The organism is Aminobacter niigataensis, assembly GCF_014200015.1.
Taxonomy (GTDB): domain Bacteria; phylum Pseudomonadota; class Alphaproteobacteria; order Rhizobiales; family Rhizobiaceae; genus Aminobacter; species Aminobacter niigataensis.
The window spans coordinates 334,899-357,742 of the sequence record NZ_JACHOT010000002.1 but is presented as its reverse complement, the minus strand read 5'-3'; the positions used below and the strand labels follow the sequence as shown (position 1 = coordinate 357,742).

The 22,844-nt window shown below is 57.8% G+C and carries 23 protein-coding genes; 16 read left to right on the top strand and 7 right to left on the bottom strand.

The window, feature by feature from the left end; all coding sequences use genetic code 11:
- Positions 1-17 precede the first annotated feature (17 nt).
- The gene (locus tag GGQ99_RS11595; RefSeq protein WP_183262652.1) at positions 18-737 is read right to left on the bottom strand and encodes a lysozyme family protein; all 720 of its coding nucleotides are present in this window, start codon (positions 735-737) and stop codon (positions 18-20) included.
- Between the two features lie 271 nt (positions 738-1,008).
- Here GGQ99_RS11595 and GGQ99_RS11590 point away from each other — a divergent pair, with 271 nt between their 5' ends.
- From GGQ99_RS11590 to GGQ99_RS11580, 3 genes are all read left to right on the top strand, one after another.
- Positions 1,009-2,631: an ABC transporter substrate-binding protein gene (locus GGQ99_RS11590; RefSeq protein WP_183262651.1), complete on the top strand. Its 1,623-nt coding sequence runs from the start codon at positions 1,009-1,011 to the stop codon at positions 2,629-2,631.
- A gap of 112 nt (positions 2,632-2,743) precedes the next feature.
- Positions 2,744-3,229: an acyl-CoA thioesterase gene (locus GGQ99_RS11585; RefSeq protein WP_183262650.1), complete on the top strand. Its 486-nt coding sequence runs from the start codon at positions 2,744-2,746 to the stop codon at positions 3,227-3,229.
- Positions 3,230-3,309: 80 nt separating this feature from the next.
- A complete protein-coding gene (locus tag GGQ99_RS11580; RefSeq protein WP_183262649.1) occupies positions 3,310-3,489 on the top strand; it encodes a twin-arginine translocase TatA/TatE family subunit in 180 nt (59 codons plus the stop codon).
- 100 nt (positions 3,490-3,589) lie between these two features.
- Here GGQ99_RS11580 and GGQ99_RS26125 read toward each other — a convergent pair whose 3' ends face one another.
- The 3 genes from GGQ99_RS26125 to GGQ99_RS11570 are packed head-to-tail and all read right to left on the bottom strand — an operon-like array spanning position 3,590 to position 6,422.
- On the bottom strand, positions 3,590-3,925 hold the full coding sequence (locus GGQ99_RS26125) for a ubiquitination-like system serine protease family protein (RefSeq protein ID WP_246389557.1): 336 nt from the start codon (positions 3,923-3,925) through the stop codon (positions 3,590-3,592).
- Positions 3,922-5,322 (bottom strand): ThiF family adenylyltransferase, encoded by a 1,401-nt coding sequence (locus GGQ99_RS11575; RefSeq protein WP_183262648.1) that lies wholly within the window; start codon positions 5,320-5,322, stop codon positions 3,922-3,924. Before GGQ99_RS11575 ends, GGQ99_RS26125 begins: the two co-directional genes overlap by 4 nt.
- Positions 5,319-6,422 (bottom strand): multiubiquitin domain-containing protein, encoded by a 1,104-nt coding sequence (locus GGQ99_RS11570; protein WP_183262647.1) that lies wholly within the window; start codon positions 6,420-6,422, stop codon positions 5,319-5,321. Before GGQ99_RS11570 ends, GGQ99_RS11575 begins: the two co-directional genes overlap by 4 nt.
- 194 nt (positions 6,423-6,616) lie before the next feature.
- On the opposite strand from GGQ99_RS11570, the gene GGQ99_RS11565 reads away from it, so the two are divergent.
- The 4 genes from GGQ99_RS11565 to GGQ99_RS11550 all read left to right on the top strand — a co-directional run bounded on the left by GGQ99_RS11565 (position 6,617) and on the right by GGQ99_RS11550 (position 9,280).
- Positions 6,617-7,207, top strand: a complete 591-nt coding sequence (locus GGQ99_RS11565; RefSeq protein ID WP_183262646.1) for a sigma-70 family RNA polymerase sigma factor — start codon at positions 6,617-6,619, stop codon at positions 7,205-7,207.
- Positions 7,207-7,578: a hypothetical protein gene (locus GGQ99_RS11560; protein ID WP_183262645.1), complete on the top strand. Its 372-nt coding sequence runs from the start codon at positions 7,207-7,209 to the stop codon at positions 7,576-7,578. The genes GGQ99_RS11565 and GGQ99_RS11560 overlap by 1 nt, the downstream gene beginning before the upstream one ends.
- Entirely contained in the window at positions 7,565-8,350 is a 786-nt protein-coding gene (locus GGQ99_RS11555; RefSeq protein WP_183262644.1) for an ImmA/IrrE family metallo-endopeptidase, read from the top strand. The genes GGQ99_RS11560 and GGQ99_RS11555 overlap by 14 nt, the downstream gene beginning before the upstream one ends.
- Positions 8,351-8,581: 231 nt before the next feature.
- Positions 8,582-9,280, top strand: a complete 699-nt coding sequence (locus GGQ99_RS11550; protein ID WP_183262643.1) for an SOS response-associated peptidase — start codon at positions 8,582-8,584, stop codon at positions 9,278-9,280.
- 9 nt (positions 9,281-9,289) lie between these two features.
- Here GGQ99_RS11550 and GGQ99_RS11545 read toward each other — a convergent pair whose 3' ends face one another.
- The gene (locus tag GGQ99_RS11545) at positions 9,290-9,442 is read right to left on the bottom strand and encodes a hypothetical protein (RefSeq protein WP_183262642.1); all 153 of its coding nucleotides are present in this window, start codon (positions 9,440-9,442) and stop codon (positions 9,290-9,292) included.
- 74 nt (positions 9,443-9,516) lie between these two features.
- Here GGQ99_RS11545 and GGQ99_RS11540 point away from each other — a divergent pair, with 74 nt between their 5' ends.
- The 9 genes from GGQ99_RS11540 (at position 9,517) to GGQ99_RS11500 (ending at position 18,544) form a co-directional block, all read left to right on the top strand.
- Positions 9,517-9,966: a hypothetical protein gene (locus tag GGQ99_RS11540; protein WP_183262641.1), complete on the top strand. Its 450-nt coding sequence runs from the start codon at positions 9,517-9,519 to the stop codon at positions 9,964-9,966.
- A complete protein-coding gene (locus GGQ99_RS11535; protein WP_183262640.1) occupies positions 9,963-10,391 on the top strand; it encodes a hypothetical protein in 429 nt (142 codons plus the stop codon). The genes GGQ99_RS11540 and GGQ99_RS11535 overlap by 4 nt, the downstream gene beginning before the upstream one ends.
- Positions 10,392-10,688: 297 nt before the next feature.
- Positions 10,689-11,462 carry an HpcH/HpaI aldolase family protein gene (locus GGQ99_RS11530; RefSeq protein ID WP_183262639.1) on the top strand — a complete coding sequence of 258 codons (774 nt, stop codon included), beginning with the start codon at positions 10,689-10,691 and terminating at the stop codon, positions 11,460-11,462.
- A 49-nt stretch (positions 11,463-11,511) separates the two neighbouring features.
- A complete protein-coding gene (locus tag GGQ99_RS11525) occupies positions 11,512-13,122 on the top strand; it encodes an ABC transporter substrate-binding protein (RefSeq protein WP_183262638.1) in 1,611 nt (536 codons plus the stop codon).
- 162 nt (positions 13,123-13,284) lie between these two features.
- On the top strand, positions 13,285-14,880 hold the full coding sequence (locus GGQ99_RS11520) for an ABC transporter substrate-binding protein (protein ID WP_183262637.1): 1,596 nt from the start codon (positions 13,285-13,287) through the stop codon (positions 14,878-14,880).
- A gap of 32 nt (positions 14,881-14,912) precedes the next feature.
- Positions 14,913-15,821, top strand: coding sequence for a peptidyl-alpha-hydroxyglycine alpha-amidating lyase family protein (locus GGQ99_RS11515; RefSeq protein ID WP_183262636.1), 909 nt, complete (start codon positions 14,913-14,915; stop codon positions 15,819-15,821).
- A 91-nt stretch (positions 15,822-15,912) separates the two neighbouring features.
- A complete protein-coding gene (locus GGQ99_RS11510; RefSeq protein ID WP_183262635.1) occupies positions 15,913-16,464 on the top strand; it encodes an HD domain-containing protein in 552 nt (183 codons plus the stop codon).
- Positions 16,465-16,593: 129 nt separating this feature from the next.
- Positions 16,594-17,664 (top strand): LysR substrate-binding domain-containing protein, encoded by a 1,071-nt coding sequence (locus GGQ99_RS11505; protein ID WP_246389574.1) that lies wholly within the window; start codon positions 16,594-16,596, stop codon positions 17,662-17,664.
- A gap of 544 nt (positions 17,665-18,208) precedes the next feature.
- Positions 18,209-18,544: a hypothetical protein gene (locus GGQ99_RS11500; protein ID WP_183262633.1), complete on the top strand. Its 336-nt coding sequence runs from the start codon at positions 18,209-18,211 to the stop codon at positions 18,542-18,544.
- A gap of 92 nt (positions 18,545-18,636) precedes the next feature.
- Here GGQ99_RS11500 and GGQ99_RS11495 read toward each other — a convergent pair whose 3' ends face one another.
- Entirely contained in the window at positions 18,637-19,422 is a 786-nt protein-coding gene (locus GGQ99_RS11495; protein ID WP_183262632.1) for a hypothetical protein, read from the bottom strand.
- Entirely contained in the window at positions 19,419-22,844 is a 3,426-nt protein-coding gene (locus GGQ99_RS11490; RefSeq protein ID WP_183262631.1) for a VPA1269 family protein, read from the bottom strand. The genes GGQ99_RS11495 and GGQ99_RS11490 overlap by 4 nt, the downstream gene beginning before the upstream one ends.

The following is a 22,844-nucleotide window of genomic DNA, read 5'->3' as shown; positions in this document are numbered from 1 at the left end:
TTTGGTTGCCGCCCAGTTCACTTCAGAATCTTGCAAAGCCCGCGCGTGAACAGCTTCGCTTCTTCTTTGCGTAAGGCAGCCTGGGGATGGTCGTCTGCCCACGTCTTCGCCATCGCTGCAATTTCGTCAGGGATTGCCTCGAAATTGCCGTTGGACATTTGCCGACCGATCGAACGCATGTCGGCATGGCGGTCATGCGGATCGGCAAACGTGACACCGCGATGCCAGGCCAGTGAAACCAAGGACCCGAGACAGTCGGACCCGAGTCGCCAGGAGTTGCCCAACGAACGCTCAACCATACCCACCAGGCGCGGCAGTACCCTGAAGCGATGCACCCAAATCGCATCCTGCCAGGATATCTCCATGAAAATCCGCTTGTTGAGGTCGACCAGCGCTGCTTCGGCGCGATGGCCTGTGACACCGATCTTGCCCTCAAGCCGATGTATCCACATCTCTTCGATGCGCGGTCGCCAGTCGCTGGTCAGATGCGCGCTTCGGGAATAGCCGACGTCATACCCAATACCGACGGTGATGCCTGCACGGCCGCCGGGCCACCATGGCATGGAATGCTTAGCAACGTAGCGGGCATGTCCCCCGACTTCTGCCTGCACGATCAAGTCGAAAGCGTCGACTGAAATGGGTGTCGCAGAGGGCGACCAATCGAGCGGTAAAGGGGCATTCATTTGTTCCCGCCACCAACGCCAACCATCTCGCGACGGCCCTGCAACGTCATTCATTCGACTGGCTCCTCCGCCGCTTCGATTTACGAAAGCTTTTGAAGGATGTGGCGGCTCAGTCAAACTAAGATAAGTCACGTCTCATTGCCGGAAACTCACGCAGCCGTGAGACGCAAACTGAAGGATGCCTGTTGGTCCATTCAGGGTGGAGATTACAAAACATCACGCCGAAGCGACTATTAATAGTTTTAACCTGCTCTGGGCTGTGAGTTATCAACGGTTGACCCTACGGGAAAATGCTCGAGGGCCAAGGGAGGATAACATGTTGGACTTGGACAAGGTCATCATTGGCCGCCGCGATTTCTTGCGTGGTACGATGGCTGTTAGTGCCGCCGCGTTTTGTCTGCCGGGGAGCGCCTTCGCGGAAGATGCGGCAAAGCCACAAGTGCTAGGCGGAACGCCACAAAAGGGTGGCATTCTGACTTTCAACTATCAGTCCGATCCTCCGAATTTTGATCCCTTGTCCAACTCTACGTCGAGGACGCTCTATTCCATCGCTCCCTGCTACAACAGCTTGGTGATGTACGATCCGAAAGACCCAACAAAGATCATTGGGGACTTGGCCAAGAGCTGGGATTTTGCACCAGACGGCCGGAAGCTCACTTTCAAGATCATCGAAAATGCGAAGTTCCATGACGGCGTTCCGCTCACTGCGGCTGACGTGAAATTCAGCTTCGATCTCGTTCGCAACCCTCCAGAAGGTGTGGTCAGCGTGCGCAAGTCGGCGCTGTCGGCTGTCCAAGACATCAACATCCTGGACGACTACACCATTGAATTTGTCCTGAATGCTCCGTCGCCCTCGCTGCTGACGAACCTCGCCACGGGCTGGATGCTGGTCCTTCCAAAGCACTTCGTAGAAGGGGGTGGCGATCTGAAGAAGACCGTCCTCGGATCGGGGCCATTCAAGTTCAAGAACTATCAGACGGGTGTCAGCGTCGAATTGGAGCGCAACCCGGACTACCACATCCCGGACAAGCCCTATCTCGACGGTATCACCTACTACATCGTGCCAGACCCCTCGACCGTGTACAGCTATTTCCGCACGGGACAGATACTGGTCTACGAGAGCCTGCAGGGGGAAGATTCTCGTCGCGCCGAAAAGGAGTTCGGAGACAAGATCCTTATCCAGGGCACGCCGTCTTATGGCTTCAGCTCGCTGGTGTTCAATGTGAGCAAAGCGCCCTGGGACGACGTTCGTGTACGCAAGGCACTGAACTTGGCAATCGATCGGCGCGAAGCGCTGAAGGTACTGCGCCAGAATGATGGCTACCTCGGCGGCTTGATGCCAGCCCAGGGAAAGTGGGCGCAGAGCGATGAACAGCTCGCCAAGCTTCCCGGATTTGCAGCTGACCGGGAAGCGGATCTTGCGGCAGCTCGCCAGCTGTTGAAAGAGGCAGGCCATGAAGGCGGTATCTCTACCAAGCTCATGACCAAGAGAGGCGCGTCCTATGAAGCCCTGGCGATTTTCCTCATCGATCAGCTTTCCAAAGTGGGTGTTAACGCGACCTTGGATCTCCAGGAGGACGCGGTTGCCTACGACAATCTGACGACCCAGAAGTTCGAACTTGGAGCATGGGAGCAGACGGTCAATGCGGATGACCCTGATGCTGTGTTCGGGGAACTCTATACCTGCAAGGGCGGAAGGAACTTCTCGGGACTTTGCAACGCAAAGATCGATGAGCTGTTCGCGCAGCAAACGTCGGAACTGGACGAAGCCAAGCGTCATGAGCTTGTGAAGGCTATGGAGTTGGCCGCGATGGAAGACGCGGGGCGGGTCATCCTGTTCTGGCGCAAGAGCTTCCTTGGTCAGTCTCGCCGAGTCCATGACCTGTTGCGGCATCCCCAGATGGACAACAACAGGCGCATGCAAGAAGTCTGGTTGTCCGAAGCGTAAGTATCCTCCCAGGCTTACGCGAGGGCGCTGGCATCTGGCCAGCGCCCATCCCTGGTCGTCAACCCTTCGCCGGAGCGGCTGGGTTTCCTACGCAGCGTGTGACGGGGTTCAAATGGAAGCGACTGACGAAACTCGCCGTCTCGAAATGGTCGTCTTGATGACACCGGATATGGCCAACTTCTCTGGCAAGGTGCATGGGGGAGCGCTTTTAAGTCTGCTCGACCGAGTGGCTTTCTCATGCGCGTCTCGGTATTCGAAAGAATACGCTGTCACTCTCTCGGTCGACCAGGTCGTCTTTCGCGAGCCGATCAATGTAGGCGAGCTCGTAACCTTTCGCGCTTCAATCAACTATGCCGGACGCACCTCGATGGAGGTCGGAATCCGAGTAGAGGCAGAGGATGTGCGTTCGGGACTGCGGCGGCACACCAACTCCTGCTACTTCACGATGGTCGCGGTAGATGGTCTCGGCAAGCCGACCCCAGTGCCTGACCTTACCCTGGAAACTGACACCCAACTGCGCCGCTACAGAGCTGCAGCGATGCGCCGGGGGTTGCGCAGGGATGTCGAGGCACGGTTTGAAGCGGTAAGTGGCGGCTAGAGCATTCATTCGACATATCGACCGTCACAAAGTTTGGGGCGGTTCGCAAAGCTGGTAAATCAACAGGGAGGAACGATCTGATGGGATCTTTTTCAGTCTGGCATTGGTTGATCGTGCTGGTCGTGGTTCTGCTTATGTTTGGGCGAGGCAAGATCCCCGAACTGATGGGCGACGTTGCCAAGGGCATCAAGAGCTTCAAGAAGGGAATGGCTGACGACGTTCCGGATGAAACCAAGGTGGTCGAGCACCGGGCGGACTAGCCGTCGGTCGGCCGTACCGATCCTGAAATCGGATGTCCTTCGTTGCGCCGCGTTGAGACTCAACGGAAACGCAGGACGCACATCCGGACGGTCGTCGAGCCTAATCGCACCAGTGAATTCTACCTTTGTGGACCCAGAAGTGGGAGCGGCAACCTCGCTGCCTCCAGACTGACGGGCGCAATGTTGGCCGTCCTTTGCCGTCCACCGCAACGTCCCAACGCGGGGCGGCACCGTCCATAACAGCCAGCTCGATTGCCTCTCCGCACCCGCAAGGACACCTGAACCCAACACTCCAGTCCTCATTGTCCTCTCGGACAAGGATCAGGTCACGCCATGGTAGACGGCGCGATGGGAGGGACTCGCCTTCGAACACGGTTAGCCGTCGTGCAGGCCCATGTCGGTCCCAGTATCTAGACAACCATTTGACGATTCTCATTGCGTGTCCTTGCCCTCTCTTCGGAGGGCCGGGAGACCGAGCAGGGGTTCTGCCGCGCCCCGACCTAGGAGTCTGTTGTCCTTGCGCTCAAAATCCTCTTCTGAGAAATGGTCCTCGTCGCACGCAGCGAGGCTGAAGATCGTTCTGGCGTAGAGGCCATTCGACTCCTGCCTAAAGGGGAAGGTCCGGGCGACGAATTCCGCCACGACGGCCGACGAGGCGCGCATGTTAAGCGTGATGACCGACGGAGCCTCCTCGACCACGCCCTTGATGTAGCCAGCGGCCAGCTCCTCTTCATACGCCTTCGGGTTCACTCTCCGCATGTATTCTGCCCGGAGGCCTTCGGGCGTGTAAACGCTGCGGTCGGCCAGGGTGGAGCCACCTGGGTGCACGTAGTCGATGCGTCCGCAAACGTCTCCTATCGCTGCTTTTCCGCCATCGTTGTATGTCGGAATGACAACACCAACGTCGAACAACGGTATCAAGAAGGCAGAGGCTATCAGGTCCGCGAATTGACGGCCATCTTGGCTGTCGACGCAGCTGAAAATCACGTCGCACTGTGCGACCGTCTCAACTGCTTCTCTGTTCCCGATCTCCGTAGGGATCGGCACTGCCACTTCCGGGCCCCGGAATGAGGCGATAGCATCGGCGAACATCTCGACCTTGAGCCGTCCCGACGTGGCATCCTCGAACGTTGCGTTCAGGATCCGATTCAGGTTTTTCATCTCGACCCGGTCCGGATCGACCATAACGATACGACCGAAACCGAGACGGGCCAATTGTTCAGCCACAATCGATCCGGTGCCGGAAACCCCGATCACCACTGCGGAAAGACGTGCCAGTTCCGCCGTCATCGCGCCCGTGAATGCCATCGGTCGGCCTGACGGTATACCCTTCACGATCCCATCGACCCACCAGTTCCGAATTTCGTCGTCCGCGACTGTGACTAGATCGACTTCCTCATGGCTCATGTCCGAAGCGTAGATCCTTGCACGGACGGCACCGTCGGCTGTCATCACGGCCGAGCCATGTTGACCGCCGACGCCTTCGAATATCCCGGGGATGACGCGAGCGTCGCTTTCGTCATCGACATGCGAGAAGTCCAGCCAACCGCCTGGATGCGAATGTAGCAGGATGATCGTCAATCCTTCAGGTTCGGCGACATCAATGGCTTGCTCGATGTAGGAGCCAGGCCAAACTACAGCGTCCGGGGCCCTGAGCGAGCAGGCCATGTAGGGAACCGCGATCGTCTCGCGGACGACGAGACGGCGCCTTAGGCCTGGCGAGGACGAACAGATGAGGATGGCCGCCGCCTCGTTGCCATCGCCTGGATGTAGATGGCTGACGAGATGGCGGTGTGTCGAACCCGCGAAGGCGAGGGTGAGCCCGGGCTTCATTCTGCGACCTCCTTGGCGATCGCCTCCTCCACAAGCGCGAGGTGGGTGATCACGTTGTCCGTCGTGGAGCTCCAGCGAGAACCGGGGCCGCGGTGGCGCGACCAGCGCTGGTAGCTGCGCCCGGCGATCTGTTCCGTGGCTTCCGTGCAGGGAATTGTGCCGCCCGAGATTTTCCGGAGTGGCGGATCGACGTAGAACATGTCGATCTCTGCCTGCGGGTAGTTCGGGGGGACCAGCAAGGCGAGGTCAACCGACGAAACGGTGTAGCCTTCAGGAACAGGATAGCCGTGAATGATCAGCCACCGGCGCCCAGCCTCGATCGTCGTCTCCCAGACTGGAGAAGTATCGGCGAGGAAGGTTTCATCGCCTTCGAGAAGGGGGAATTCGCGCAACATCGAGGGACGCGCCTCACCGTTGTTCACGTCCTTCGCGATGAGCCGGACCTTCTCTATGCCCGGTGTGCGTAGGTCGATCGTGTCGCCGACTGCAAGCTGCTTCTTCGGCTGCCCATGGACCTTCAGGATGATGATCCACATGTGCGGGTCGAAGCCTGCGGTGGTAAGCGCGTCGACTACCGTAATAGTGGGCGCCCTGGATTCGATGTGCTTGCCCTGGACGTTGAGCTTCCACACCTGCGGCTCGCGGGTCTTGAACTCCTCGATGCCGCCCTTCGAGATCTTGATGACTTCAGCGTCCTCGATGATGCGATCAGGCTGCCCGACGCGCTCGAGATAGATAGGCGTTTCGGAAGGAATCCTGCCGAGCTTCCGGATGATCCCGCCCGAAACGGACTCCGCCGGCCAGTCCAGTTCGTTGCCGTTGATGGCGATGCGATTCGTCCCATCGCTCTCGGCGATGATGAACTTGGTGCCCTTGCCAATATCTGCCTCTTCCTGGACACGGATCCCCTCGAAGTCGCCATCCTCCATCCACTGGAGGACATAAGGGCGCTGTGAACTGTCGAATCCAGCGGCGCGGGCGATCTTGCCTCCCGTTGGGGTTTCGGTGTCCAATTCGAATCTGCGGAAGGCAAGGTCCAGCCCTGCGATTTCGACGGTAGCATTACGGCCGGAGCCTTGGGTGGTAGTTACGGTGGTCATGTGTCTTGTGTCCTGTATTCGCGTTGATCGTAAGACGTTGGGTGGTCCAAAGGTGATGCGGACGACCCGCAGGATTCCGACAGAGAAGAAAAATTGTCGGAATCCGCCGCCTCGCGCGCATCCATGATGGACACTGGGATTGGGATCGGGGGATACGGTGTTAGGGTTCCGGAAGTCGGCGTTCGGAGAGCTTCGTGGATCAAGGTGGGGACGACCGCTGTCATCCGGTAGATGACGCATTGGCGGCCTTTCATGGGCTGCCGGATATCGATCGGCGCAACCTGGCCAATGCTGCAAGTGTGCTCGCGGCGCGAGGAACCTACGTCACGCGCGAAGAGCTGATCAGTGAGGCTTATGTCCGAATGGCTGAAGGGAGGCGGCTCTGGCCGATTTCGCAGCCATTCACCGCCTACTTCGCAGGTGTGATGAAGAGCCTCCTCAGCGACCGAATGTTCTTGACCGACGAAGGTAAGGTCGTGCGTCTTAAGAACAAGATGTCCGTAGTTCGGCCTGACGATCTTCCACGGGTGGCCGCCAATGACGACTCTGAAGATCTTCGGAATAAGGCCTTGGTTGAGGAGATCGTGTCGGTACTGGAGACACGTATCGCGGGCGATGAGGACCTGGAGCTGCTATGGGCAGGCATCCAGTGCGATCTGAGGGGCAAGGAGCTCCAGGAGGAGCTTGGCGTAGATGTGAAGCAACTTGCCACGCTTCGTACGCGTTTGAATCGCCACATTGATAAGATATGCACGGAGTACCGGGCGAAGGAAGGACGCTCCTGATGGGTGACAGCAAGAAGGATGCGGTAGACAGCCTGCTGGAGTTCATACTGGCGGATGATACCCCAGTCGGTCCCGAGGACGCGGAGAGCCTGTTGCTGCTCCAGAAGGCAACTGACGATGCGGAAGCGCGTCTCGCGAAAGCCCGACTACAGCGCGCGAGGGAAGGTGTATTCGCGGCTTCGATGAAGCAGAGCGTAGCACCTCAGGGGATCGAGAATGCCAGAAAGCTTTATGACCGAGCGAAAGCGGGTGACCTGACGGCTGGTCTGACGCTGGCGGCTCGTTTCGGAGACGGTTCCATGGATGGCGATCTTGATGCCATCTTGGAAGATCTTGCCGAGCTCGAAGCTGACGACGATGAAGAGAATTGACCCCATACCGAGGAACCTGTCGGCTGACTCACTTTTGAAGTCGCTCGGCATCACAGCACCCCGAGACATCGACCTCGAAGCGATTGCCTACTATGTCGGGCTTCGCATCAAACGGCGGTGCCTGAAGTGCTGTGAGGCGATGATCACGGGCCGTGGCAACAAAGGCATCATCTCCGTAACCCCAGGCGGCATGATCCAGCGCGAGCGCTTCTCAATCGCGCATGAGCTGGGACATTGGGCGTATCATAGGGGCGAGACCGTTGCGTGCCGCGCCACCGATATCGGAAAGTTCTCGAAGACCAACGCGGTGGAACGTGCCGCGGACCAGTACGCTGCAGACCTGCTGATGCCCTGGACAATGTTCAAGGCGGAGTGCAAGCCTCACAGGCGGCTCGACCTCAACGCGCTCAAGTTGGTCGCTGGCACTTTCAACACAAGCCTGACGGCGACGCTGATCAGGATGGTAACTAGCGGGCTTTATGGCAATGCCATGATGATCACGCATGGGACCGGAGGGCGAAAGTGGCATCGCTCCGCCGACGGCATTCCCGGCTACTGGTTTCCGAAGCCCGACCTCGATCGTGAGAGCTTTGCTTTCGAGCTCTTGCACAACGCGAACACCCAAGATCAGAGTTTTCCCAGGAAGATCGGGGCTGACGCTTGGTTCGATAATCATGCGGCACCCCGGTATGAGGTTACCGAGCAGTCCTTCCGGGTGCCGGGTGAAGGCGTGATAACCATACTGCTGCTGGACGGAGCGATGCTTAGTTGAGCGGCGGTGGGCGAGAAGCGTCGTAGGCCAATGTTCAAGCACCTAGGGGCTTTCTCAGTCCCAATGCTCGGGCCAGACCGAACGCTTTCGGCCCTGACTTGTCAGCGAGCTTGCGCCTCATTTCAGACAACGAAACACGGACATCTCCGATCAGTCATTTGATCTCTCGGTAGATCTTGGCAATGGTGGCAGAGCCATTGCTAATTTTCTACTTGAGCGTCACTTTGGCCTATGTGCGGCCGTGTCTTTGTCAAATCGACCCTTGCCGAGATGGTGCGGAGCTTCGGTTTTGCCGACCCCGCAGCCGTCGGCGCGCTCGACAACAGCTTTCCTCGCTACAATGGCGCGCCAAGCCTGCTGTACCCGATCATCGTCCAGGACGAGGCCCAAAAGGGCAGTGCGATGTTCGTCTCGGCGAAATGGGGGCTGGTGCCATCCTGGCAGAAGGAAGCCAGTTCGGGCCGTCCTCCACCCGTCAATGCTCGCTCCGAGTCCATCGGCTCTAACGGCATGTTCAAGCGCGCCTATGCCACGAAGCGCTGCCTAGTGCCGATCGACGGCTATTTCGAGTGGAAGGATATCCACGGTTCAGGCAAGGACAAGCAGCCCTACGCCATCGCGATGAAGAATGGCGCTCCCTTCGCCTTGGCCGGAATCTTCGACATCTGGCGCAATCCGGCAAATGGCGAGCTGCTTCGCACCTTCTGCATCGTCACGTGCGCACCAAATGAACTCATGGCGACGATCCATGACCGCATGCCCGTTATCCTGGCGCCGGCGGATTACGCGCGATGGATAGGGCCGGAGGCCGACCCAGCGGACCTTATGAAGCCGTTCCCGTCGGATTTGATGACGATGTGGAAGATCGGACGGAAGGTCGGTTCCCCGAAAAACGACACACCGGATATCCTCGATCCGATCGATCCCTAACGGTCGACGTTAGGTCGGCTTCATTTCAGCCTCGATTTCAAGACGCGCTTGTAGCAACGTCCTGGCATCTCGGATGAGCTCGACAGCTTTAATAATCATCGCAGAAACTTCCTCGTTCGAGGCGTGATCGGCATTGTCAGCCACTGCCAAGAGCTCGAACACGATGTCACCAGGGCCGGAATCGTTCGCTGGGGTTTCCGAGTAACCGATCTGGTCTCGAAAATTCCGAATGGTAGATGCGGCATGGTGGAGCAGGCGACCTATTTCCGGTCGCGTACGCGCGCAGGATTATTTGCCGCCCGGAGCAATTCGGCGATGAAATCTTGGAGGGAACCGTCCTTCATCAGCGCCTCTCTCTTCCTCATGACGAGAGAAGCACCGAGCTTGCCCGGCTGCAATGTGAATTGACTCCGCAAGGTATTTGTTCCTATTTCGTTCTCATGCCAAAGCTCTCCGAATTTCCGTCCGACAAGGTCATCGTCTCATGCGAGAAGTGCGGGATGCGAAAGCAATACGACCGGGAAACGATGGTCCGAACGGGGGGAGACCGCACGCTGGCTCACTTGTTGGATGAGATTGTCGCCCGCGTAGGCTGCCCTAATGCCAGCAGCCTGAGTGTCTACGATCGGTGCGGTGCCAAGTACGAGGAGCTGTTGGCACTGTTGAAGGGGCGGCGAGAAGGATGACCGCTGCGAAGAAGCGTGAAAACTCAAAGCGCTGGCATATCCGTAAGAACCTGCCTCATCAGGTAGCGTTGCCGAATGACCTGTGCTGCATGGAGAACTACGATCTCCTCGCGCGGTATTGCGAGCGCTTCGAGCCTCACCCCAAGACACTGCAGGTCACGGCGAAATGGCCGAACGGCAAAAGCGAGGATTTTCGGCTCTATTGCTTTGCGAGCCGATCCGATGCTGAAGTCTTCGCTGCCGAGTTCCAAGGCATTCATTTCGATCCCGCCAAGGACAGGAGCGTGGGCGCGTCAATGGCGCCTGGCTGCGAACCGATGAGTGGAAGCCGATCGAGCGCTGCGGGCCACTTCAGCTGCCGCGGTTCTTCCGTGAATACGGCCGCTGATCACCCGCACCACGGCCGCTGGGGCCAGGAGGTATGACCATGCGTGGCCTTGGCCGCCCGGTGGCTCAGTGGAGCTTAATCGTCCTTCAGTCAGACGCAGCAAACATGTTGCCCGCTCGTTGTGCTCCCGCCCCGGCAACAGCCTGTTTCGATGGCGGCAGGTCGTGTCGCCGGCGAAGCTGAAGGTCGAAGAAATTGGCAGGGTGCTGCTAGGGCCCATTCGACCGGAACACGGCCGCCTTCCCAGCATGAGCTGAAGTCAAAGGCTGCCGCAAAAAACTCGATTGCCTAGTGCGTGCGTTGAAGGCTCTTTCGCTGTGAGCGAGGAGACGAAATGCGAAATCGGGTCAAGGAGCTTTACACGGCGGGTAAGGTGGCGGTCGGGCCGATGATCAAGTTTGCGGAGCCGGGGCTCGTCGAAATCGCCGGCACTGTCGGTTCCGATCTGGTGTCGCTGGATCCTTACCACTTCGCGATCGACCATCGTGACATGCGCAACATGGTCAACACGGCATATTCGTACGGGATGACGACTACTGCGCGCTGCCGCAACGACCCCTGGGAAATCATGAACTTGTTGGACATGGGGGTGCAGTTCATCCACATCCCCACCTGCAACAGCGCAGCAGACCTACATGCATTGGTTGATGCTGTTCACTATCCCCCCAAGGGCAAGAGGGTCTCAAATCGGCCTATCCGTTTTCGCGACATGTCCGATGCCGAATACTTCGCGTGGTCGCAGACAGAGGTCATCGTTGGAGTTCAGATCGAGACCCGTGAAGGTTTGGAGAACCTCAAGGAAATTCTGGCGGTGCCCGAGCTCGACGTTGTGATGTGCGGGCCTGGCGATCTGTCGCTCAGCCTGGGCACGCCCACCGATCGCTATAGCGACCAGATAATCGAACTGAGGAAACGCATCTACTTCGCTGCCTTGGATGCCGGAAAGCAGATTTGCAACACGTTCCGGACGACATCGGAGGGGCTGGACCAAGCGGCCTGGTGGATTGAACACGGCATGCGGATCGTCCGCATGGAGCCGGAGTACCAGCTCATGCGGCGCAGCTATGCCGAGATGATCCAGGCGGTGAAGCAGGCGGGAGATACCTGAACTTAGATCGCCGATGTCGCAGGCCGCTCGATTTCAGTGGGAGGAAACCATGGAATTTGACCCATCTAAGCTAGACTGGACTCGGCTGCATCGGCGCAGTTTCCTGGCGGCGTTGAGCGCAGGCGGAGCCGCAGCTGGCCTTGGCTTCTATATCTCGCCGCTCTCGGCACAAGGTTCCGAGACACCGATGCGGGGCGGCATCCTGACGACACAATTCAGGAGTGAGCCTCCAAATTTCGATCCCATCGCCAACACGACTTCGCGGACGCTGTATGCCGTCGCACCCTGCTACAGCAAGCTTGTGATGTACGACGTAGCCGACCCAACGAAGATTGTCGGCGACCTTGCCACAGAATGGAACGTCGCCCCTGACGGCAAGGAAGTATCGTTCAAGCTCAAGCCGAATGTGCGCTTTCATGACGGCCAGCCGCTGACTTCGGCTGATGTCAAACACACGTTCGAGACGATCAAGACGGCGAAGGTAAGTCCGCGGCGGGCTGCGTTGTCCTCGGTGGAGGAGATAGTCACGCCTGATGCCACCACTGTGATTTTCAAGCTGTCGCGTCAGTCGCCCTCGTTTCTGGCGACGCTCGCAAATGGCTGGATGATGATCCTACCCAAGCATCTGGCAGAAGAAGGTGCCTTCGAAAAAAAGATCGTCGGATCTGGTCCGTTCAAATACAAAGATTACAAGATCGGCGTGAGCCTCGAACTTGTCAGAAACGACGATTACCACGTCCCCGATAGGCCATACCTGGACGGGATCAAGTTCTACATTGTCACCGATCCGGGAGCGGCTCTCGCATATTTCCGGACTGGTCAGATCCTGCTCTACGATGCCCTGACCAGCGACGATGCCGCTCGGGCGCGGAAGGACTTTGGAGACCTGATCACCACGCCTTCGAGTTCAAGCGTCAGCTTTCGGACATTGGTCTTCAACACGCAACGCAAGCCATGGGACAATCCTGCGGTCCGGCAAGCGATCAGCCTGGGCTTGGACCGTGTGGAGGCGACGAAGGTGATCGTCGCGGGCGATGGAACGATCGGCGGAGCGATGCCTGCGGGCGGCAAGTGGGAGCTTCCAGCGGCCCTTCTAGCGAAGGTGCCGGGATACAGTGGCGACCCTGCAGCCAATACTGAGGCTGCCAAGAAGGTCATCGCTGACGCTGGGCTTGTAGGCCATAAGTTCAAGATATTGTCGCGGCGCACCAGCACTTTCGAGAAGACCGCCATCTACTGTCAAAGCGCTCTGCAGCGCCTTGGTTTCGATCCCGAGTTGCAGCTGCTCGACGACGCGGAGGCGAACGACAAGCTGAACGGCAAGGATTTCGACGTTGCGGCGTGGAACCAGAATTCCGGCGCTGACGATCCGGACACAGTGTTCAATCTGTACACCTGCAACGGCGACCGAAACTACTCTGCGCTGTGTGTGCCAGCAGTCGACGAACTGTATGAAAAGCAGTCAGGCACGCTGGACCCTGCGCAACGAAGGGCCCTCGTCAATGACATGGATGTGGCCGCGCTGAACGAAGCGGGCCGCTTGGTTCTGTTCTGGTCCAATCAGTATCTCGGCATGTCCAGGCGGATTCGTAACCTAGGCAAATACACGGAAGACGAACACTTCCGGCAGCTCCAGGATACGTGGTTGGCCGCCGTCTGAGATGCTCCAGCCTGGAGCGCGTCTTCGACAAACTGAAATCAATTCACGTTCTTGCCTGGGGAATTCTGGCGCGAGGAGAACTTCTTTCGAGTTCGTCAAAACATGACGGCTGTTGGAAGCATAGGCGCTGACTCGTTTATCTGAATTGGGAGGAAGCTCAACATGGACCAGTTCTCTTGTCTCACTGTCGACCGCCGTCAACTATTGGGCGGGCTTGGTCTTGGAATTGGCGCGGCCATCTTCGGAGTTGGTGGTGCCTTCGGCGCCACGCCGACAAAAGGCGGCACCCTGACCATCAACATTGCCAGCGATCCGCCAAACTTCGATCCGGTGGCCAATACAAGCTCGTCGGTTATGAACGTCGTCGGGCCCTGCTACAGCAGCCTGTTGATGTACGATCCGCTCGATCCGGGCAAGGTGGTTGGTGACCTTGCGGAGAAATGGGAGGTCTCTCCGGACGGCAAGTCGATAACGTTCACTCTTAAGGACGGTGTCAATTTCCATGATGGGTCCCCGCTGACTTCCGCGGATGTGGTGTTTTCCCTGGATCGAATAAGGCTCGCACCGCAGGGGTTGGTGAGTCCGCGCAAAGGCATTCTCAAGGCCGTCGACAAGATCGAGGCGCCGGATCCGCGCACGGTGGTGATCACTACCAAGGAGCCTGCGCCGTCGCTCCTTACCAACCTTGCCAACGGCTGGATGCTGATCGTTTCCAAGAAGTATGTCGAGGGTGGTGGTGACTTGACGACGAACGTGATGGGCTCCGGGCCCTTCATGCTCAAGTCGTACGAACACGGCGTGCGCATCGATATGGTCAGGAACCCAAACTACCATGTGCCGGGCCGACCTTATCTCGATGGCATCAGCCTGTTCGTGATCCCCGATCCGTCTACGAGCCTCTCCTATCTGCTGACCGGTCAGCTTGTGCTGCATGACAATCTCAGTGGGGATTCGTCACGCAAACTCAGTGCGAAGCACAAGGACGTGGTCACCGTTCTCAGAACCGAGGGCCTTAGCCACGACATGCTCGAGTTCAACACCCTTCGAAAGCCTTGGGACGATGTCAGGCTACGCGAGGCGGTGTCGCTGGCAATTGACCGCGAAGAGACACTGAAGGTCATCCGCCAGGGCGACGGCGTTGTCGGCGGTTACATGCCCCCTGGACCGTGGGCGTTGCCGACCACCGACCTGGAGAAGATCTCCGGTTACGATGGCAGCTATGAGCAGCGGCTCGAGAAGGCCAAGGCGCTGATGGCGGACGCTGGCTTCGCGAGTGGCATCGACACAACCATGACTATCCGCAAGGTCGGCATCAACGAAACAATCGCGGTTACGCTTGTCGACCAGCTTTCTCGCATTGGAATCCGGGTAAAACTCGATTTCCAGGAGTCGGCAACGTACCAGGATTCCGTCGCAAAAAGGAATTTCGACCTGAACGCCAGCGGCGGCGGAGTGAGCGCGAACGACCCGGATATGTTCTTTGCCGACTTCTTCGTGTGTGGGGCAGCCCGCAACGGATCGGGCATCTGTAATCAACAGGTCGACGATCTCTTTGCCACGCAATCGCGGACATTCGACAAGGAGAAACGGGCCGAAATCGTCAGGGAAATGCAGATGGCGGCGATGAAGGATTACGGCCGCATCATCCTGTACTGGAAGACGCGCTACGTCGGCATCTCAACGAAGCTCAACAATGTCGTCCTGCATCCCGAGCCCGACAACAGTCGACGCTTCCAAGACGCATGGCTGCAATCCTAGCACCAAAACTACGCATTCTATTGGAGTATCGCATGACCGTTGGACAGAATGGATTTTACTACAGTCTCGTCGAGAATTGGGGTGAGAAATCGCTGGGTTCTCAGATCAATTTTGTCTCAGGCGTGGCCATCGATGCGCAGGATAACGTGTACACCTTCGCCCGCGACACCACGCCAGTCATGGTCTTCACCCCGGAGGGCGAACTAATCGCCCGCTGGGGGGAAGGGCAGTTCACCAGGGCACATGGCATTGCGATCGGAACGGATGGCAATGTCTATTGTGCGGACGATAAGGACCACACGATCCGGAGTTTTACCCAACGGGGCGAGCCCGTGCGGACATGGGGCACCAAGGGCAAGCCCGTAGAAAACGGCTACGATGGCGCAACACCCACCTCGGTACGCTTCGGCGGCGGTCCGTTCAACCGACCGACCAACGTTGCGTTTGCGCCGGACGGCACAATGTTCGTGTCCGACGGCTATGGCAATGCGCGGGTACATAAATTCGGCAGCGACGGGCAGTACTTGAAGTCATGGGGGGAGCCAGGCAATGGCCCCGGCGAGTTCCTGATCGTCCACTGCGTTGCAGTCGATCCGCGCGGACGTGTCGTGGTCGCGGACCGCGAGAACAACCGTCTTCAGTTCTTCACCCAGGAGGGCGAATTCCTTGAGCAGTGGCCACTGTCCAGCCGACCGGAGGAGATCGATTTCGACAAGGAGGGCAATCTCTACGTTGCCGAAGGGTTCGGGCTCATCAGCATCTTCGATCTCGACGGGAAGCTGTTGGCATCGTGGGGCAAGGAGCAGCCAGACGATGGAAAGGCAGCAGAGTTCGTTCCCAAGGCGCACACTATGGCCGTCGATTCCAAGGGCAGCGTCTACGTCGCCAGCCAGAATTTTCAGAAGAATGGCTTCGTGAAGAAATTCGAGCGCGTGAATTGAAATTGCCCGACCCGACGACCCACTGGAGAATCGGAAGTTGCCTCAAACACTTAGCACCGAAGACATAATCGACATTTTTCCCGAAGTAGGCATGATCGCTGAACCGCAGTTGCGTCAGGGTGTCGTAGATATTTGGCGGGAGATTGCCGCCGAGATGCCCTGGAACGACCTACGGCTGACCCCCAAGAACGGCAAGACCGAAAACGACCGGACCCTGGTCGAGCATATTCGCGGGGTCACCTGCATGGCCTTGGCTATTGCCCAGTCTGCCAAGGACATACAGGGGAGGGAATTCGACCGAGACCTGCTGCTTGCGGGCGCTCTCCTCCACGACGTTAGCAAGCTGCTCGAAAACGAACCTGATCCCACCGACGGTGCGGTTTCGGGCGCGGGAATTCCGACGCGAAAGAGCCGTCTCGGCCGAAATGTGCAGCACGGGGTCTACGCCGCCCACAAAATGTTCGAGAAGCGGATGCCTGTCGAACTCATTCACACGGTCGTAACCCACACCAACAGCAGCAATACCAAAGGACAAACTTGGGAGGCTGCCGCGATATTCTACGCGGATTTCGCTGAATCGGATGCCGCATTGAGCGCTCGGTCGAAGACGATGTTCCTGCAGCGTTGGCACATCAACAAGTAAATCGACGAACGGAGAATATTCCGGACCGTCGATCCCAGGGGCCGGGTGGTCACGATCCCTATTCGGCGGTGGCTGTTCGAGGAAACCGACTTGAGGAGAGCCTGTTCCGCGCATAACATCGTGGGTGACATGTCGAAACACGCGGTCGACACTTCTGAAATGAAGTCCACCTCCAATGACGATGGAATGGATCAGGATCGCTCGTTCGTAGTTGATCGGTGGCCTGACATGGATGCATTGGCTGGTCTGTTGGATGAGCCGATCAAGAGCGCAGGCTCTCTTCCTCCTCTCAATCCTTTGAGGGCTTTCGAGGCAACGGCTAGGCACCTCAGCGTCTCCAACGCGGCGGTGGAACTTTTCGTAACGCCGGGGGCGGTGAGTAGGCAGGTACGGGCACTCGAAAGCCATCTCGGGACGCTGCTGTTCCTGCGCGGTTCGGGGAAACTTGAGCTTACGCCGGAGGGGCACCGCTTCTGGTGCGATATTCACTCCGCCTTTGCCATTATCAGCCATGGCACCGCGCGCATCCGAGATGCGCATGCCAGCCAAGCACTGAACATATTGGTCAGCCGATGTTTCCTACGGCAGTGGTTGTTGCCCAGGCTCAGCTGCTTCGAGGACGCTCATCCGGACATATTGCTTAAGTTCACGGTCGCCAGGCCATCGTCCCACTTCGTTGAGGACTTCGACCTAGCCATCAAGGTCGGAAACGGCATCTGGGAGGGCGCACGGGCAGAAGAGTTGCTACCGATCGTCTATACGCCGATCTGCAGCCCTGCCTACATCAACGCACACGGCGGCGCGATTGACTCTTCGGATCTAGTCAATCATCGGCTGATCTGCTCGCATAGGGATTCACATGAATGGAGCCGCTTTCTGGAACATGTTGGCTCGCCCCCGCCTGCGCGCTTCATGGAGTTCAGCGGCGATAGTTTGGCGGCCTTCGATGCGGCAATGGCTGGTGTCGGCATCGCACTCGGGCGGCAGTGCCTTATCGAAACGGAACTGTCGCGTGGCGCATTGATTACGCCTATTTCCGCTACGATGGATAGCAAGAGGTCGTACTACCTTCTGTGGAACCGCGACAGGCGAAGGCGAGCAGCCGCATTCAAGTTTTCCGCGTGGTTGGGTGATCAGGTTCAAATGCGATCGGGCCACCGATCGAGGGTAGGCCAAAGCACTCCGGCCAGTGCTCCGTGATTGACACTTGGCAAAGGCTGTCGCATGAACGGCCATCGTCGACCCGGCCCCACTGGCTTGCTATGCGCCATCGACACCGTGAATAGTGCACCAGGTCAGGCTAGTCCTCACCTGGTGTTTCATTTTTTTGGCTCCGGGAAGCAGAGCCCATGCCGCGTTCAAACTGGGCACGGTATCTTGCTTGCCTGGCAACTTGGTTCCCATCAGAGGCCCGACTGTAGAATGCCTTTGCTGTCCTTACGGCGCATAAGGCGACAAGCTGTGCTCGCCTCACAGGACTGTCTGGTTTGAACGAAATCGAAGAACTGAGAGACCTTTATGATGTCGCTCGCCGCAGCGTCCTTAGAGCGAGGTCGGCCGAGCTAAGTGTGCGGCGACTAGCTGAGGTCAAACGGCGCGAGCGCTTGATGGCCACGATCTCCGCCGATATTCGTCGCCTGAAGGTCGAGGCGCTCCACAAGCGAAAGCCGTCTCTATTCCGAGAAATTGACCTCTAGCCTGACAAGGGGCACTCTTGCCCTATTGGAAACGGGGAAGTGACCTCGTGGCAGAGCGCACTGAATCCGAACAGGCCGAGAGTAAGCCAGTTGCAGCCATGGCTGACCACTCGAGTATTCGAGAGCGCGCCGAGCATTTGGGTTTGCCAACCGACATTGCCGCACGCCTTGATGCTGTAATCAGGGACATTCTTGTCAATGAAGGTTTGGTCGCGGCCCAGGATGCACTGTTCCTTGCCCAAACGATCCTGGGGTTGATGGAACCAAAATTCGCGACGGGGCGAGACTTGTTTGCCCGCTTCGGACGCGACGGCCCGCCTTCCAAACTTGCAATCGAACCGCCTAGGGAAGAGCCTTACGTGCCGTACCGCTTGCAAAGGTAGCCGCCCTTGCGTTGTTTCCAGCAGACCCGCCACTCAATGGCCATCTCGGTTCGGTTGCGCGATCCCCCGCTGAAGACGATGCCTTGCCGCATTCAGCCTGCGATCTCTGCAATACCTGCGAGCCGCGCCAACAGTCCAAGTTCTTCCGGGTAAATCAGGTCCAAGCCAGGCGCGATATCCATCTTCACGCGACCGTTCCGACTGATGAGCCCGAAGTCCGCTAGCGCGTCGTTGTCCCTGAGGCGGGCCAAGAGCTTTCGAAGGATCTGGGTGTCATCAGGAGTTAGTGCTGAGCCCCCCTGGCCGTTGCGCGCATTCGACAGCACTCGTCCTTCTCGCAGAGCATCGACATCGACCTCGGGCAGCTTGCGTAGGGTCGCGAGCAAAATATCAAGTTCCCTTTTCCAAGCACGGCCGTCAGCAAGCGCTTGCCTCAAGAGTGCCTGATCAGAAATGCCTTCGATCGCATCGACGAGCTCATCGAGCTTCCTCGTACGAGGGCCGCGCATGCGAGGTTTACCCGGCCGCTTCGCTTCTTCGTCGCGAAGTTTGAGGTAAGTCATCAGGTCTTTTTCGCCGCGGATGGTGGTCGCGACTGGCCCTTTCCACTCGGACTTCCCCCTTTCGAGGCGGTCGCGGAGAAGGACGTATTGATGAATAGCCTGCGAATTAAGCTTCACGAAATTGGGATTGAAGCGTTCAGGGTCCAATTTTGCTGATTTCGCCCGTTTGTAGGCATCTCCAGACATTATCTCGTCGCAGGCTTCGACCAGGCGAGCAAGCGTTCCGATCCGACGTGCATCCCCCGATCGGTTGGCCTCTGCCTGCAGCCTTCCCATCAGGCTCTCAGCGGTGACGGTTTCGTTTTCCTGGGTCATTCTGTGAACTCAATTTGACGCGCCGGCGCTGCACTACTGGCTAGTGCTGCAGAAACTTCCCTGCGGACATCCTCCAGGGCATCCGGATCAATCTGGATAGCTCCCTCGCGTAGCTGCTGAAACCGGGAGACCTCCGGGTATCGTTCGAGCAGCACGTCACCAACCTGCAGACATGCGTCGGTCTCTTTGTCTGAGGGCAACCGGATCATCAAATCCGCGATGTTGTTTGCCCGAAGAATTTCACGCACCATCCCTTTGAAATGGGCTTCAACGCCCTGGGGGATTTCCATTATCGCGGCTGGCAAAATGCGAGCCTCTTTGACCAAGGTGTGCATCAACTCGAACTCGTGAACTTCCGCAAACCCGTATCCGAGGTTTTCCGGATCGAAATGCGGTACGGACGGAAGCAACAAGTTCTCTGCGGATTTGCCCTCAGCTGCCGCCATGCTTTGGACCTGGTTGATCATTTCCAATATCTTGCTCTCAAGGGTGTATTCCTTTGACAGCTGATCCTTGAACGAGGACTCAGCACGCTGAAGCCGACGTAGCGCATGTGCAGGCTTGCCTGCACGGAGCTCGTCCTGCTCAATTCGATCACCCAAATCCTTTGCTCGCTTTGCCGACAGACGCATCTCAGCCATCAAGTTGTTGATGCGATTGACAATGCCTGGCCGGAATTTGGGACCGGTCACGCGATAGCGACATCCCGAACATGCTCTTTCCCTCCAGACAGGCTTATATTTGCCTTCCGCCACTTTCTCCCCGCCCGTGGCGCAAGTCCCGCCAGGGCAAATGCCGTGGAAGAAAATTTCAAAGGGAGACCGGGTCGTTCGGTCTGCGTAGGTTCGCAGCATCCCGACACCAACGTGGTTTTCGACGAATTCGGGGGTCACCGCCTCGTCAGCATATTCGAGAATGGCATCTCTATCTCCCGATGCCAGACGGTCGTGTGCCTCGCTTCGCATCTGCATCGCTTCCTGTAACGTCGTGTGAAGCTTTGCACTGCGCCGGCCATTGTAGTGAAAGGTCATCATCCAGGTAGCATGTCCCACGAGATCTCGAACGATCTCGATGGGCACGCCCGCGGCGAGTAGGTTTGACACCATGGTCACCCGCAACGCATGCAGATCGAAGACAGCTCCAGCGTCGGTGATAAGCGGGTACTCGTGACCGAAAAGCTGGTTCACCGCCGGCTGACAAACGCGGAGCAAATCTTTCCAATACGAGAGAACCTTGTTGTCAGACACAGGTGTGTTGAGCGCAACACCGGGGTCGCGAAATAGCGGGTAGATATCGGGGTAGAGCTCCGGGTTGGCTCGAGCTACTTCCCAAGTTCCCTTGCCAGTAGGCTTCACCGGTGCCGCAATCGGATTGTACGTCGTCTGCAGATCAAGCATTCGGTAGAACGACGACACAATGTGATTGTCGGTCCACGGAATGACAAAGGGCGCACCCGTCTTGTTGACCCCCACCTTCATGCCAACAATCTTTCGAGTCTCGCGTCCTGGCAAGCTCACTAGCTGAAGGAACGAATCCTTTCGCCCAATTGTCGCTGCCGGATGAGGGTTCGGAACAAGGCGCATTCCGCCGGGATCCAAGCGATTTTCGTCTCCCTCGCCGCTGTCGACCCAGCGGGCGCTTATGTGGCGCATGCCGCTGTTCAGAATGATGTCGACAACAATCGGTTCAGCGGGCCAAAAGACCGTTTCGTACTCGCCAGTTGTGGGATTGCGAAGCGTATGGTGAAAACGCTTTGGGCCGAGGCTTCGCGCGAAAGCATAATCGTTCTCGCGATTTTTCCGGACGATCAACTCCCAGGCTTCGAGTTCCAGCGGTTTTCGGGGAGTCACATCTGCGCGCTGGGTGTAGCCCCGTCCGATCTTGTCCAACTTGGCATCGAATGGATTCGTCTCGTGTTGGAAGGAGTCTCGCACCGACGCGAGGTGGAAGGCTTTCCGCATATCGCTAATGGCACGGTTGCCCTGGTCCCGACTGTCGGATCTGAAGAACGCATCGAGAAAGTTCCAGAAAGCGTGGCTGTTCTCGTTGCGCAAATCGTGGACATGCTTCGGGCGCGAGATCGACTGAAAGTCGAGCGGGGCATCTTCGGGGTCGAGGGTCATCAGAAAGATCAGCCAGAGGCTCAAAGACCGTTCGACACTTTTGATCGTTTTGACTTGAAACAGAGGCAGCAGCGCCCGAAACTGGGCGGCCCATGACACCACGTACTCTGGGATAGTGGTTATGGGATGCCCCAGCATCTTCGATGCGACCTGGGTATTGTAAGGGGTTGGCATGGATGTCCAATTGAACGCATCCACACCGATCTTCCCGATCCGGACTGATGTCAGGAAAATCTGTGCTTCTGGCCTGCTGTTTACCTTTCCGTCTACGTGCTCGATCGCTAGCTTGTAGATTGCATTGATCGACGTGGTGAGCTGCATTCTGGAACTGAACGTACCCGCGGCTTCTTTGAACGCGGCAAGCGGATACCAGCGGAAATCATCCTGCCACGTGTTTCCACAAAGTGCTGCTGTGACAAAGGCCTGAATAGCCATTGACGCGCCCGTGTTGCGTTGACCCTGGTGATATCGGAACACTAGGTCTGCGAAACCACGGTGATGATCGGCAACCGACATTCTGGTGGCCATTGGCGAGAATCGAGCCGGGTACAAATACATTACTCTGGAAACGTAGCGCGCTGGCCACGCCCAGACCCCACGCCTCGCCAGCCACTGTGCAAACCAAGCTGGTGCGAATGTAATTTTATCGTTGGCGCTCGCGAAGCGGACCGTACGGGTCTCGTCATCGCCCATCAGCCTATCGGTATCGGTCGCCAGTTGGCTTAGGAACGTTCGAATGTCTGACGCACTAAGAACTGCCTTGCGCAGCTCTTGCCAACCTACTTGGCTACCCTGAGACACGAGCATCCACTCGTCGACGTCTTCGAGGTCAACCAACGCATCAATCAATGCAACTTGATCGTCTTTCGACATGGCAATCGCGTACTCTTCCACCGATCCTTCACCGCGTGGAATCCGCTTTCTGGCTTTTCCGTGAGGCGTTTTGTCCGGGATCAGTTCGAGCGCGATCATCGCCTTGGTCATCGCCGATTTGCGAAAATGAGCGGATTTGGCGGTCGTGCCTGAGGTCAGCATGCCAAACAGGGTTCGCAACCGCCCATCGGCCTCCTTCGCTGCAAAGCCGAGCGGACCTAGTTTCTCAAGGATGTCCCCATAGGGTGCCAGCAGAAGCTCCTTTAGTGCCGTACGGAGTTCGTGGTCAAATTCTTGCCAGAGGACGCGGAGTTCATCCGCATCAGGCATCCTGAGCAGAACGAACTCGCTGCTGGCATTGAAAAAGCTCCCGGGTTCTTGATCCGAGACCATCAGGTTGCGATCGTCGCGAAATTCCAACTTCAA

Bases quoted from the DNA above. Each gene is read 5' to 3' on its own strand.
- GGQ99_RS11595 (WP_183262652.1), bottom strand. From the start codon at position 737: ATGAATGACGTTGCAGGGCCGTCGCGAGATGGTTGGCGTTGGTGGCGG.
- GGQ99_RS11585 (WP_183262650.1), top strand. From the start codon at position 2,744: ATGGAAGCGACTGACGAAACTCGCCGTCTCGAAATGGTCGTCTTGATG.
- GGQ99_RS11580 (WP_183262649.1), top strand. From the start codon at position 3,310: ATGGGATCTTTTTCAGTCTGGCATTGGTTGATCGTGCTGGTCGTGGTT.
- GGQ99_RS26125 (WP_246389557.1), bottom strand. From the start codon at position 3,925: ATGAGAATCGTCAAATGGTTGTCTAGATACTGGGACCGACATGGGCCT.
- GGQ99_RS11575 (WP_183262648.1), bottom strand. From the start codon at position 5,322: ATGAAGCCCGGGCTCACCCTCGCCTTCGCGGGTTCGACACACCGCCAT.
- GGQ99_RS11570 (WP_183262647.1), bottom strand. From the start codon at position 6,422: ATGACCACCGTAACTACCACCCAAGGCTCCGGCCGTAATGCTACCGTC.
- GGQ99_RS11560 (WP_183262645.1), top strand. From the start codon at position 7,207: ATGGGTGACAGCAAGAAGGATGCGGTAGACAGCCTGCTGGAGTTCATA.
- GGQ99_RS11555 (WP_183262644.1), top strand. From the start codon at position 7,565: ATGAAGAGAATTGACCCCATACCGAGGAACCTGTCGGCTGACTCACTT.
- GGQ99_RS11550 (WP_183262643.1), top strand. From the start codon at position 8,582: ATGTGCGGCCGTGTCTTTGTCAAATCGACCCTTGCCGAGATGGTGCGG.
- GGQ99_RS11540 (WP_183262641.1), top strand. From the start codon at position 9,517: ATGCGGCATGGTGGAGCAGGCGACCTATTTCCGGTCGCGTACGCGCGC.
- GGQ99_RS11535 (WP_183262640.1), top strand. From the start codon at position 9,963: ATGACCGCTGCGAAGAAGCGTGAAAACTCAAAGCGCTGGCATATCCGT.
- GGQ99_RS11530 (WP_183262639.1), top strand. From the start codon at position 10,689: ATGCGAAATCGGGTCAAGGAGCTTTACACGGCGGGTAAGGTGGCGGTC.
- GGQ99_RS11525 (WP_183262638.1), top strand. From the start codon at position 11,512: ATGGAATTTGACCCATCTAAGCTAGACTGGACTCGGCTGCATCGGCGC.
- GGQ99_RS11520 (WP_183262637.1), top strand. From the start codon at position 13,285: ATGGACCAGTTCTCTTGTCTCACTGTCGACCGCCGTCAACTATTGGGC.
- GGQ99_RS11515 (WP_183262636.1), top strand. From the start codon at position 14,913: ATGACCGTTGGACAGAATGGATTTTACTACAGTCTCGTCGAGAATTGG.
- GGQ99_RS11510 (WP_183262635.1), top strand. From the start codon at position 15,913: ATGATCGCTGAACCGCAGTTGCGTCAGGGTGTCGTAGATATTTGGCGG.
- GGQ99_RS11505 (WP_246389574.1), top strand. From the start codon at position 16,594: ATGTCGAAACACGCGGTCGACACTTCTGAAATGAAGTCCACCTCCAAT.
- GGQ99_RS11495 (WP_183262632.1), bottom strand. From the start codon at position 19,422: ATGACCCAGGAAAACGAAACCGTCACCGCTGAGAGCCTGATGGGAAGG.